The sequence below is a fragment of the Sphingobium terrigena genome, from assembly GCF_003591655.1.
Classification (GTDB): Bacteria; Pseudomonadota; Alphaproteobacteria; order Sphingomonadales; family Sphingomonadaceae; genus Sphingobium; species Sphingobium terrigena.
Genome location: NZ_QVRA01000008.1, coordinates 25,308 through 37,327, shown reverse-complemented (window position 1 = coordinate 37,327; position 12,020 = coordinate 25,308). Strand labels below are relative to the sequence as shown.

The window sequence follows — 12,020 nt, the reverse complement described above, 5'->3', positions numbered from 1 at the left end:
GCGCGTTGACAGGGCTTTGCCGCGCGGGCCATCACCCGCGCCATGACTAGCGCCATCAAGTTGCACGAAAGCTGGCTGACCCCGCTGGCCGACCAGTTCGCCACCCCGCATATGCAGGGGCTGAAAGCCTTTCTGGCGGCGGAAAAGGCGGCGGGCAAACGCATCTTCCCCAAGGGCCGCGACTATTTCCGCGCGCTCGACCTGACTCCGCTCGACCAGGTCAAGGTCGTGATTTTGGGGCAGGACCCCTATCATGGCGAGGGGCAGGCGCATGGCCTGTGCTTTTCGGTGCAGCCCGGCGTGCGCACCCCGCCATCCCTGGTCAATATCTACAAGGAGATGGAGGCGGACCTGGGCATCCCGCGCGCGTCCCATGGCTTTCTGGAACATTGGGCCAGGCAGGGCGTGCTGCTGCTCAACAGCGTGCTGACGGTCGAAATGGCCCGCGCGGCCTCGCATCAGGGCAAGGGCTGGGAATTATTCACCGACGCCGTGGTGCGGCTGGTGGCGCAGCAGGAAAAACCCATCGTATTCCTGCTGTGGGGCGCCTATGCGCAGCGCAAGGCGGCGTTCGTCGACCAGAGCCGCCATCTGGTGCTGAAATCCGCCCACCCGTCACCGCTATCGGCGCATAATGGCTTTCACGGATCGCGGCCCTTTTCGCAGGCCAACTCCTTTCTGGAGGCGCATGGGCGCGGGGCGATCGACTGGGCCTTGCCGCCGCTGTGAAAAGCACCCGCCTGCGCGTATGCAACGCCAAGCGGCGCTATCCGACGCAGGAGCAGGCGCGGGCAGCGGTGGAGCAGGCGACGATCATATTGCGCCCCTATCGCTGCGACCGCTGCGGACAATTTCACCTCACCAGCCGAACCAAGGGCAAGCGCATCGCGCGACCTGCGGATTCACCGACATAACTTCTTCCGTCATCCCCGCGCAGGCGGGGATCCATCTTGCCTCCGGCAATCGAGTGGTATGACGAGACGTGGCTTCCCGCGTTGGCCTGTGGCGGCCCTTCGGGTCACGGGAATGACGAAGTAGGGTGGTTAGTGGACGGTCGGCTCTCGGCGCCGGAATGCTGGAAAGCAGACACAGACATTGATAACATGGCGGTATGCTGTGCTATGTCAAATATACCGTACTGATCTCACTGGCCCTTACAGGATGCGCCAAGGCTTCACCACCTCCAGAACGACCTGCGCTGACCGCCCTTCTCAAACAATCGAAGTTCAAACCTGACGGCCATTACACTGGCGCGGACACTCCAGAGGATCGCAAGCCTCTACAAGACGCTGTTGACGCTGCGATTTTAGATATTCGCGCCATGCCTGATCCTCTTGATCGAGAAGCCGTGCGTAAACGCTTATCGAGTCTGTTAGGCGACGTGGATATGTTCGCCACCGAAGACCGCGATGAAGTAGGCCGCTACGCCATCCGCGTCTGGCGCGCTCTCGGCTTCAAGAAGGAGACAGGGCTCTTCTATATGTCCGATGATAGGGTTTTGCAGCAGTAGCTACCCTGTCCGCAACTGGTCGCCACACGGCCTTACCCAACCACAACCCTCAATTCTTGCGCTGCGGGACCGAGAATGTCCCCGTCACCCGGCCCCCGGCGCTGCCAGTAACGCCGGCACCGCCGCCCGATGCGCGGCCATCGACCGTCGAACGCCCGCTATTGAGGTCCATCACCAGTCGCCCGCCGGTCAACCGGTTCGCCCCCTGGGTCAGCGCGACATTGCCCAGCATGGTGATCAGCTTGCTGTTGAGGTCGTAGATGGCGACATTGCCGCGTGCGGTCTGGTCCGCCTTGGTCACCACGACATTGCCCGATGCGTCGATCCGGTCGATCTCCACCCCGCCAGCGCCGCCGCCCGGCTGGTTGCGATAGGCCACCGTCATGCGTGCGGCGTTGAGCGTCATGCCCGCCTGCGTCACTTCGACATTGCCCGACACGACGACACGGTCGGCGCGGTCCTGCACCTCGATCCGGTCGGCGGTGAAATTGACCGGCGCGTTGCTGTTATGATTGCCAACCAGTTGGGCGTCCGCGCTGGCAAACATCAGCCCGGCCGCGCCCAAACAGCCGATCGACAGCAGAAGATAAGAGCTTTTCATCAGTTCCGCCCTTTGAGGCCATTTTGTTCGATGCGCAAGCTGGCCCGGCCATTCAATGTCACCGTCCGTGCGCCCATATCCGCTTCCAGATGGTCGGCGCTGAACGTGCCGATCGGGATGCGCCCGTCGACCCGGCCCGCGCTGCGCATCCGCCGGGTTTTGAGGTCAATGCCAACGTCACGCGTGGTCAGGCGGTATCCGCCCGCCGCCTCGAACTGCACCGGCCCTTCGATCCCGACCCGCTCTGTCTCCATGTCGTAACGGCCCTTCTGCGCGCTCAGCACGGCGGGACCGTCCGACAGTAGGATGCGCGCGGACATGCTGTTCAAATCAACGATCGGCTCGCGCGAGCTTTTCTGCACAGCGGACCCGGCGCGCAGGGAAAAGGGCTGCCCCTTGCTGTCCTGCCCGCGATAGAGCGCCTCGGTCACGCGCATCCGTTCCTTGGCGACTTCCACCTTATTCTTGTCCAGCACGAAGCTGACCTTGTCGCCGCCGGTGAAGGGCGCGGTCGCCAGCAGTGCGCTCAGCACGCCGACCGCGACCGGCAGCCAGTTTTTGAGCGTGCCGACCAGCCGGTCATGGCTCCCCCCCGGCCGCGCCCAGTGGCGGCGCACATCGCGTTGCTGATCGGCCTGGACGGACATGATGACGACGATCCGATTCGCTTACATATGGGAGAAGATGTCGATCTCCGGCCATCCCGCCAGGTCGAGTTCGGCACGGTGCGGCAGGAAATCGAAACAGGCCTGCGCCAGTTCCATCCGTCCTTCGCGCTCCAGCCGCTTGTTCAATTCGGTGCGCAGCGCGTGGAGAAAGCGCACGTCGGACGCGGCATAATCCTTCTGCGCGTCGGTCAGGGTCGGGTTGCCCCAGTCGCTCGACTGCTGCTGCTTGCTGATGTCCTGCCCCAGCAATTCGCGCACCAGTTCCTTCAGCCCATGGCGGTCGGTATAGGTGCGAATGAGGCGCGACGCGATCTTGGTGCAATAGACAGGCGCTGCCACCACGCCCAGATAATATTTGAGCGCGGCAATGTCGAAACGCCCGAAATGATAGAGTTTCAGCCGTTCCGGGTCGGCCAGCACGGCGCGCAGATTGGGCGCGGCATAGTCCGATCCGGCGGCAAAGCGCACCAGATGTTCATCGCCCTTGCCATCGCTGATCTGCACCACGCAGAGGCGATCGCGGGGCGTGATCAGCCCCATGGTTTCGGTATCGACGGCGACCGGACCGGGGGCAAGCACGCCAGCGGGCAGATCTTCTTCATGGAAATGGACGGTCATGGCTTCCCCTCTATGGGCAAAGCGGGGATATCGCAATCAAAGGCTTTGCCGGTGGCGCGACAGGCGCGTGCGATCAGCCGAAGTCGTGCCTGAAAGCGAGCCTGTAAAAACATTCGCGCTCCCCCGAAAAGTTGATATAGTGATTCCCAAACCGCGCCTTTGCGGTGGATTGTGCATGTCATTCGCCCGACATGTTTGTCCGATTGGTCTTGGGGCGAAGCGAAAGTGACTAACAGGGCATGAGTTTTGACAGAGGTCGCCGCGGCGGGCGCGGCAAGGACAAGCGCGACGGTTTCGGCGACGACAATTTCTACGATCAGGGCGCTGGCGGCGGCGGTGGTCGCGGTGGTTTTGGTGGCGGCTTCGGTGGCGGTGACCGCTTCGGCGGCGGCGGCGGTGGCTTCGGCGGGGATCGCGGCGGCTTCGGCGGTGGCGATCGTCCTGCTGGCGGCGGCTTTGCCGGTGGTGGCAATCGCGGCGGCTTCGGCGGCGGTGGTGGCGGCTTTGCTGGCGGCGGCGGCGGTGGTCGCGGTATGCCCGCGCAGGTCGTTGGCGAAGGCACGGGCGTCGTCAAATTCTTCAACGGTCAAAAGGGCTTCGGCTTTGTCGTCCGTGATGACGGTGGCGAGGACGTGTTCGTTCACATCAGCGCGGTCGAGCAGGCAGGCCTGACCGGTCTGGCCGAAGGGCAGCAGCTTGGCTTCACCCTGGTCGATCGTGGCGGCAAGGTGTCGGCGACCGATCTCAAGATCGAAGGCGAACCACTCCCCGTCACCGATCGTGGCCCGCCGCGTGAACCGCGCGAACCCCGCGCTGGTGGTTTTGGTGCGCCCGGTGGCGATCGTGGTGGCCCGCAGCGTCAGCTGACCGGCGAACGCGCCAGCGGCACGGTCAAATTCTTCAACGCGATGAAGGGCTTTGGCTTCATTCAGCGTGATGACGGCCAGCCCGACGCCTTCGTCCACATCAGCGCCGTCGAACGCGCTGGCATGGCCGCCCTCAATGAAGGCGACCGTCTGGACTTTGAACTGGAAGTCGACCGTCGCGGCAAATATGCCGCCGTCAACCTCCAGCCCAAGGCCGACTGAACGGCCACACTTCCGCTTTCGCGGGAGAGGATAAAGAAGGGGTCGCCTGCCCGGCGGCCCCTTTTTTGTTGGGCTGTTGCGGCAACAGATTTATGCCATCGTTCGGCAAAGGGGGAAAACGGTTTTCCGCCAAAAAATTTACAAATACAAAGAGAGCGCAGTCCCGCCCGATCGAACGCAACGCGCTCTAGGTGCTGCATCCTCGACGATACCGCAAATTGTCAGGGTGGCGGTGGCGGCGGTGGGGGGCGTTTTCCAAACGGAGGGTGTCCGATCACCATCCACCAACCGCAAGTCAACTTGCTGTGTTTACGTCGGCAGTTTTCCCAGGGACTCACATTCTCCGCCGAATTGCGAGGCGATATGCGCGGCAGGTCTTGCGCGCTAACCGCGATCGGAACTGGCACAACCAATGCTGCTGCCAATACTCCCGCAATGCGCGTTCGAATAATTCTCATGCCTTCACTCCATCGTCCGGCAGGAAGTTTGATCCTAGCATGGCAACCAGATCGACAAACAGTATGAACAATAGGGCAAACGCTACGGTCGCGCAGCTCTGCCTAGGCGTTTGCAGGCAACGCGATCGTAATTCGCGCGGCATGTAGCGACCGATAATGAAGAGCTGGGTTGCAAGGTTGAACCAATTTGCCAAGGTCGTGAAGCGCTCGTCGCTGCCATAGAAATTATAGGCGACGGTTCGCGCCGTATAACTGACGAAATATCCGATGCTTGCCGCATAAGCGCCGCATAAGAAGGCCATCGGCACAACTGCTAGGGCGACCAGCATCGCTCCGCCTCTTTTGGCTCCGATTAGGTTCGCCAACAATTGAACGAACAGTGCGGTCGAAACCCAGAAGACGATCTGCCCGAGCGCTCGGTCAAGCCAGCCGATCTGATCAATCTTCAAGCCGGAGATATAGCTGTCTTGCAAGGTTACGCCGATGACGAGATACAGCACTGCAGAAGTCACAATCTGACGATCATCCCGATCGACTTCAACAATCGCTCCGTCGGCGCGGAAGAACGCCTTGAAGGCGCGAACTTCGTCGTCTAGGTAATCCTTCGTAAAAGTCAGGGCGTCGAACAGGTTCATTCGAATGCTCCCCTAAGCTATCCCAAACCTATAAGACCACAAAGTCCGAGCAAAGGCCATAGCGGCTCATGCGAGAGGATCGCTGTGCATCGCGTTCGGCCAGCCCCCCCTCACACCCGCCTAAACGGAAACGGCGCGCTCGTCCGCTCATAGCCATGCAAATCCAGCGCCCGCGTCACAGGGGGCAGCGCGCGGTCGGGGCAGGCGCGGCGTTCGCACAGGTGGCAGGTGGGGCCGACTTCGACTGCGTCGTCCTTGTCCGGGTCGATGCCGTCGGCATGGACGATCCGCGAAGCATGTTTCGCCTCGCACCCCAGCGCGATCACCGCGCGGCCGCGTGCACCCGGCGGCTGGGGCAGCGCCATGGCCAGCGTGACGAAGCGGCGCTCGTCCAGTGTCTCGATCAGTTGCACATTCACCTCATCGACCGCGCCTGCGTCGTGCGCGTCCCAGCGCGGGCAGGTGCTGCCATAGCGGGCGAAGGGCCAGGCTTCGCCGTCGAAGCGCTTGGATATGATGCCCGCCCGGTCCATCCTGACCATGAAAAAGGGGATGCCGCGCGCGCCGGTGCGGTTGAGGCTGGTCAGGCGGTGGGCCAGCTGTTCGCTCGACACGCCGAACCGGTCGCGCAGCACGGGCAGGTCGTGGCGGCATTGCTCCGCCGCCTGACGAATGCGGTCATAGGGCATGATCAGCGCGGCGGCGGCATAGTTGGTGAGCGCGATGGTGGCGAGGCGGCGGCTATCCTCGTCCGGCGGAGCTGCGCGGGCGACCTGCGCGGCTATCGCGTCGGCCAGTTCCTGCGCGCACAGATGATAGGCGATGGCGAACAGCCGCCCGGACGCGGCCAGTCGCTCGCTCAGCATCAGCCGCCGCCGGTGCATGTCATAATGGCGCAGCGTGCCTGCCAGCACATCGGCGCGCAGCACCTGTACCGCCATGCCATGCCGGTCGCTCAGCCGCGCGCGTAGCTGCGCCTGCAACAGCGCGGGATCATGGCTCAGCTGCGCGGCGATGGCCTCGGCACCCGCGTCAATCTCTGCAAAATGATTGCCTGCGCGCGCGATCGTCTCGCGCAGCCAGTCGATCGGCGCGACCAGCGGGGCGGGGCCGCGTTCGCCCGCCGCCGCTTCACCGGGCAGGCGGCGCAGGTCGCTGAGCGCGCGATAGAATCGGGCGATCGCTTCGCTGACGCCGGGATAATTTTCGGACACTTCCAGCACTTCGTCGCGGGCAATGCCGATGTCACGAACCAGCGCGTCGGACAAGATTTCGCTCAGTTCGCCCGATCCTCCGTCGGTCGCGCGCGCGGTAAAATCGCGAATGTCGATGTCATAGACATTGGCCAGCCGCAGCAACATCTGCGCGCTCAACGGTCGCTGGTTGCGCTCCAGATGGTTGAGATAGCTGGGCGAAACGCCCAGTTCCTCGGCCATGCGGGTCTGGTTCAGCCCCAGTTCGCGGCGCAGGACGCGCAGCTTGGGGCCAAGGTAAAGTTTGCGGTCGATTGCATCTGCCATAAAGTCATGATGTCATAGAATGACAATATGACCAAATCTTATCGTGACAAGCGGCCACTCATCGCCCTTCCGCATCGCGTCAATATGTCTAACTCACTGTCCATCGCCGCACGGACGGCTTGCAGACATAAGGACAGGATCATGACGACGGACACGATGGAAAATATGACTGAAACCGGCGGCCACCCCCAGCCCGCCCGCTCGCGCGCGGTTTTCTCGCCCGAAGATTTCGGCCTGATCCGCACCGCGATCGTCCATTATCTGCGCGAGATTCAGGACCAGCCGGAATCGGTCAAATACGCCAATCTCTACCACCGGCTCGGACGGGTTGCGTAACATTAAATCGCGATGATGGTGCTTCTTCTCCCCTCCCCTGCGGGGAGGGTTGATTGGAGTCACGTGCCTCCAATCAAGGGAGGGGGAGCGAGGCGAAGCCGAGCGTCTACGCTGGCGGCAGCGCACTCTTGCAGGAGAGGATCAGAAAAAGCGCGTAATCCAATAGAAACCCGCACCGATCAGCGCGGCGGCGGGCAGGGTCACGACCCAGGCGACGATGATGCGCGAGGCGATGTTCCAGCGCACCGCCGACAGCCGCCGCGACGCGCCCACGCCGACGATCGCGCCGGTGATGGTGTGGGTGGTGGACACCGGAATGCCCAGATGGGTCGCCATGAACAGGGTGATTGCGCCGCCTGTTTCCGCGCAGAAACCCTGCGCCGGGCTGAGCCGGGTAATCTTCGAACCCATGGTGTGGACGATCTTCCACCCGCCAAACAATGTGCCGAAGCCCATCGCCGCCTGGCAGCTGATCACCACCCAGAAGGGCACATGAAAGTCGCCCTGCAACATGCCTTGCGAATAGAGCAGCACGGCGATGATCCCCATCGTCTTTTGCGCGTCATTGCCGCCATGACCCAGCGAATAGAGCGAGGCGGAGACGAGTTGGAGCTTGCGGAACACCCCGTCCGCGCCATGGGGCGTGAAGCGGCGGAAGATCCAGCTGATGATCAGCACCAGCAGCAGCGCCAGCAGCAGGCCGATCGCCGGCGACATGACGATCGCCGCGCTGGTCTTGAACACGCCGGTCCAGATCACTGCGGGCAGTCCCGCCTTGGCCGTCCCCGCGCCCAGCAGCCCGCCGATCAGCGCATGGCTGGAGGAGGAGGGGATGCCCAGCGCCCAGGTGATGAGGTTCCACGAAATCGCCCCCATCAGCGCGCCGAAAATCACCTGCGGATCGATGATCGCGGCGTCGACGATCCCCTTGCCCACCGTGGTCGCGACGTGCAGGCCAAAGAAGAGGAAGGCGATGAAGTTGAAGAAGGCGGCCCAGGCGACCGCATATTGGGGCTTGAGAACGCGGGTCGACACGATGGTCGCGATCGAGTTGGCGGCGTCATGCAGGCCATTGAGAAAGTCAAAGGCAAGCGCGACGCCGATCAGCGCGACCAGCAGCGGGAAGGCAATGGGGTCCATGAACTCTATCCGGCGGGATCGTCAGGCGTGGTCGATGACCAGGCCGGAAATCTGGTTGGCGACATCCTCGAACCGGTCGGTGACCTTTTCCAGGTGGGAATAAATTTCCCGCCCGACGACGAAATCCATCGGATTGCCTTCGCGCGCGGCGGCATAGAGCGTCTTGAGGCCCGCTTCGTGCAAGATGTCGGCATGGCCTTCCAGCGTCACCAGACGTTCGGTCAGATCGTGCAGCCGCGTGGCGTTCAGGTTGAGCGAACGCAGCAGCGGCATCGCTTCGGCCGCCAGCCGCGCACATTCGACGATCAGCGCGCTCATATCCTGCATCTGCGGCGGAAATGTCTTGACCTCATACAGGGCGATCGCCTTGGCGGTCTGGTTCATCTGGTCGATCGCGTCGTCCATCACGCCGATCAGCCCGGTGATGGCGCTGCGGTCGAACGGGGTGACGAAAATGCGCCGGACATCCTGCAACACGTCGCGGATGATGTCGTCCGCCTCATGTTCGCGGTCGGAAATCTCCTTGATATGGACCATCATGTCCGGCCCGCCCTTGAGCAGCCGGGCCAGTGCATCGGCGCCGGCGACCAGCGTGGCCGCATGATTTTCGAATTGCTCGAAAAAGCGGCCCTGCTTGGGCATCAACGCATGAAACCAGGCGAGCATTCCAGTCCTTTCGCTTTGCTTGTCTTTGAACCACAGCAGCATCCGCACGAACCGGCCCGGATCGCGGGGCGGCTTGCGAAAGGCGGCGATGATTGCCTGAAGATCGGGTTCGGCGACCGCGCGTGCGGCCTCCGCCACGGGAAACCAGCGCAATTCACGCTGCCCCTGTTCGGGCCATTGCGACAATTGACCAGTCACGGCAAGGGGAAAGACCTCCACGGTCGCTTCCCGCGCGGCACCGTTGCGCTTGCGCTTGTCATAGCTGTAGCGGCCGAGCGAAGCGGGGCAGGCGATGCCGTGGATGCCCGCTTCCTCAAAGGCTTCCAGTTCGGCGGCGCGATGGCCGGCCAGCCCCTTGATCCGGTTGCCCTTGGGAATGACCCAGCGCCGCGTGTCGCGCGACGTGATCAGCAATATCTGCATCGATCCGTCGGCATGGGTCGTGTAGGGGAGGGCAGCAATCTGGCGCATTAGTCGCGCCTTGTAACGAAATTGTCACAATGTGCAATCGACCCCGTCGCGCGGCGCGACGGGGTCGAGTCGGATTAGATAGACAGGCGCGCAGTAATGCGGATGTCGCGCCCGGCCAGCGGGGCATAATCTTTGAGGAAACTGGCGTGGCGGCGGGCCTCCACGTCGAAGATATTATTGGCCGACAGCATGATGGTGGTGCGGTCATTGCCCTTGATCGGCTTCCACGCCAGCGATGCGTTGACCAGGGTGAAGCCGCCCGTTTCCGTCTCCGTGGCGGCGATCCGGTCCTGCGCGAAGCTATGTTCCACCTCGCCGCGCAGGCTCAGGCGATCGCCCTGCGCTTCCAGCCCGCCCAGCAGGCGCATCGGCGGGATGCGCGGGGCCGGGCCGGAGTCGGTCACGGTCGCGCGGACATAATCGGCAACGCCATCCAGGTTGATGGCATAGCCGCCGACTTGCGCCAGCTTGACCGTGGCTTCGGCTTCAAAGCCCAGATAGCGCGCCTTGGCCTGATTATATTGGTAGCAGGGAAATTCCAGATCCTCCCCACCATTGACCGCCATGCAGGCGTCATCGGCGACCTGCACGTCATAAATATAGCCGTCGAACCAGTTGTGATAGGCGGACAGGGCGAGGGTGTAGCCCGGCCCTTGTCCGCGCAGCGTGGCTTCCACGCCCCAGCTTTTTTCCTTGGCGAAATCGGGATTGCCCAGCTCGAACGCCTGCGTGCCCGCATGATTGCCGCGCGCAAACAATTCTTCGGCCGATGGCGCGCGTTCGGTGCGGGACAGGTTCAGCCCCGCGCGCCAGCCCGGCACGATCTCCCGGCTCGCGCCGATCGAGCCGGAGATGGTGTCGAAGCGGCGGTCATAGGCCGGGTTGAACAGGGTCGCGTCCGCATCCGCGCTGACATCGGTATGTTCATAGCGCCCGCCCACCTCGACGCGGGTTTTGCCCAGGTCAATCGACTGGAGGGTGAAGAGGCCCAATTGGGTGGTTTCGTTGCGGGGCAGGAATTTTTCTTCCCCCTCGACATGGAATTTGCGGGTGAAGAATTGCCCGCCGATCGCACCGTCCCATCCACCGCGATTGGCCTGGATCAGTTCAAGCCGCGATTCCATCGACTGGTTGTAGAATGTCGTGCCGACGTCGCCCGTATCCTCGATTTCCTGATGCTGATAATCGGCAAAACCGGCGCGGAAGCGGATCGATTCCAGAAAGCCGCCATTAACCGGCACTTCGGCGCGCATGTCGGCCCGGTCCTGCTTCATATGCAGCCGCACCTTCTCCGCCTCGCCGCCCGGCTCGACCGCGTAGCGCACCGGCACACCATAGAGATTGTCGCTATGGGTGACCGAAAAGCCCAGATTGCCGCCATCGGTGATCAAAGCCGCGCCGCCCGACACTTCCCATGTCTCCGCCGCGCTGTTGGGCAGTTTGCCGCGCAGCGTGGCCAGGCTGGCAATGTCCGCGTCGCCGCTGGCCGCGGCCTGCGCACGCAATGCGGGGGTCAATATGTAATTGCCCGTGTCCAGATCGCCCGACTTGGAATAGCTGCCGTCAAAATGAAAGACGAGCTTGTCGCCCAGCGGCACCTCGACCTCGCCCGATCCGGTCCGCTCGTTGGCGGCGCTGCCATAGGTGGTGATGGCGTCGATATGGACCGGCTCGTCCGGCACCCGGCGCGGGATGCGGCTGTCGATGACATTGACGACGCCGCCAATGGCCGACGATCCGTAGAGCAAGGCGGCGGGACCACGCAGCACCTCGATCCGGTCGGCGGTCAGCGGGTTGATGGCGACGGCATGGTCGACCGATGTGTTGGACACGTCAAAACTGCCGATCCCGTCGGTGAGGATGCGCACCCGCTCTCCCTGAAAGCCGCGCAGGATCGGGCGGGATGCGTTGGGGCCAAAGGATGTGGCCGACACGCCCGGCTGCCGCGCCAGCGTCTCGCCAATGGTCGACCGCATGTTGCGGGTCAGCTCCTCGCCGGTGACGACCGACGTGCCGGACAAGATGTCGCCCTGCCGCCGGGGGATGATGGCGGTGACGATGATGTCGGCGCGATTGTCATGATAGGCCTGATCGGCTGCATCGTCGGGAGTCTGCGCAAGGGCGGGGAGAGCAAGGCACAGGGCAGGCAGGGCGCAGCCAGCGCGCAGGAGCGGGGAAAGGAGCATGAAGCGGCATCATCCTTGGAACGAGACAGGTCTATGTGACCCTGTATCCAGAATGAGATATCATATCAAGTTCGGTTCATCGCCTTTTTGCTGCGGTGCGTCACTTGGTTACATTTGGGTCAA

At 63.0% G+C, this 12,020-nt stretch carries 13 protein-coding genes; 5 read left to right on the top strand and 8 right to left on the bottom strand.

Features of this window, described 5'->3' with window-relative positions:
* Positions 1-42 precede the first annotated feature (42 nt).
* The 3 genes from ung (at position 43) to D0Z70_RS10645 (ending at position 1,510) form a co-directional block, all read left to right on the top strand.
* Entirely contained in the window at positions 43-729 is a 687-nt protein-coding gene (ung, locus tag D0Z70_RS10655; protein ID WP_119746157.1) for a uracil-DNA glycosylase, read from the top strand.
* On the top strand, positions 726-914 hold the full coding sequence (locus D0Z70_RS10650) for a hypothetical protein (protein WP_119746155.1): 189 nt from the start codon (positions 726-728) through the stop codon (positions 912-914). Before ung ends, D0Z70_RS10650 begins: the two co-directional genes overlap by 4 nt.
* A gap of 197 nt (positions 915-1,111) precedes the next feature.
* On the top strand, positions 1,112-1,510 hold the full coding sequence (locus D0Z70_RS10645; RefSeq protein WP_119746153.1) for a hypothetical protein: 399 nt from the start codon (positions 1,112-1,114) through the stop codon (positions 1,508-1,510).
* A 49-nt stretch (positions 1,511-1,559) separates the two neighbouring features.
* Here D0Z70_RS10645 and D0Z70_RS10640 read toward each other — a convergent pair whose 3' ends face one another.
* Genes D0Z70_RS10640 through D0Z70_RS10630 form a run of 3 tightly spaced genes read right to left on the bottom strand, consistent with a single transcriptional unit; the run spans position 1,560 to position 3,397 of the window.
* A complete protein-coding gene (locus tag D0Z70_RS10640) occupies positions 1,560-2,111 on the bottom strand; it encodes an LptA/OstA family protein (protein ID WP_119746151.1) in 552 nt (183 codons plus the stop codon).
* Positions 2,111-2,758, bottom strand: coding sequence for an LPS export ABC transporter periplasmic protein LptC (locus tag D0Z70_RS10635; protein WP_119746149.1), 648 nt, complete (start codon positions 2,756-2,758; stop codon positions 2,111-2,113). The genes D0Z70_RS10640 and D0Z70_RS10635 overlap by 1 nt, the downstream gene beginning before the upstream one ends.
* Before the next feature lie 21 nt (positions 2,759-2,779).
* A complete protein-coding gene (locus D0Z70_RS10630; protein WP_119746147.1) occupies positions 2,780-3,397 on the bottom strand; it encodes a ribonuclease D in 618 nt (205 codons plus the stop codon).
* 239 nt (positions 3,398-3,636) lie between these two features.
* Between D0Z70_RS10630 and D0Z70_RS25665 the strand changes: the two genes are divergently transcribed.
* Positions 3,637-4,485 carry a cold-shock protein gene (locus tag D0Z70_RS25665; RefSeq protein WP_119746145.1) on the top strand — a complete coding sequence of 283 codons (849 nt, stop codon included), beginning with the start codon at positions 3,637-3,639 and terminating at the stop codon, positions 4,483-4,485.
* Between the two features lie 454 nt (positions 4,486-4,939).
* Here the strand turns inward: D0Z70_RS25665 and D0Z70_RS10620 are convergent, their stop codons facing one another.
* Positions 4,940-5,578: a hypothetical protein gene (locus D0Z70_RS10620; RefSeq protein WP_119746143.1), complete on the bottom strand. Its 639-nt coding sequence runs from the start codon at positions 5,576-5,578 to the stop codon at positions 4,940-4,942.
* A 110-nt stretch (positions 5,579-5,688) separates the two neighbouring features.
* The gene (locus tag D0Z70_RS10615; RefSeq protein ID WP_119746141.1) at positions 5,689-7,098 is read right to left on the bottom strand and encodes a helix-turn-helix domain-containing protein; all 1,410 of its coding nucleotides are present in this window, start codon (positions 7,096-7,098) and stop codon (positions 5,689-5,691) included.
* Positions 7,099-7,239: 141 nt separating this feature from the next.
* Here D0Z70_RS10615 and D0Z70_RS10610 point away from each other — a divergent pair, with 141 nt between their 5' ends.
* Complete coding sequence (locus D0Z70_RS10610; RefSeq protein WP_119746139.1) at positions 7,240-7,434, top strand: hypothetical protein; 195 nt, start codon at positions 7,240-7,242, stop codon at positions 7,432-7,434.
* Between the two features lie 141 nt (positions 7,435-7,575).
* On the opposite strand, the gene D0Z70_RS10605 is transcribed toward D0Z70_RS10610, so the two are convergent.
* The 3 genes from D0Z70_RS10605 to D0Z70_RS10595 form a co-directional block, all read right to left on the bottom strand.
* Positions 7,576-8,574, bottom strand: a complete 999-nt coding sequence (locus D0Z70_RS10605) for an inorganic phosphate transporter (protein ID WP_119746137.1) — start codon at positions 8,572-8,574, stop codon at positions 7,576-7,578.
* A 21-nt stretch (positions 8,575-8,595) separates the two neighbouring features.
* Entirely contained in the window at positions 8,596-9,711 is a 1,116-nt protein-coding gene (locus tag D0Z70_RS10600) for a DUF47 family protein (RefSeq protein ID WP_119746135.1), read from the bottom strand.
* Positions 9,712-9,785: 74 nt separating this feature from the next.
* Positions 9,786-11,897, bottom strand: coding sequence for a TonB-dependent receptor domain-containing protein (locus tag D0Z70_RS10595; protein WP_119746133.1), 2,112 nt, complete (start codon positions 11,895-11,897; stop codon positions 9,786-9,788).
* Positions 11,898-12,020: the final 123 nt, after the last annotated feature.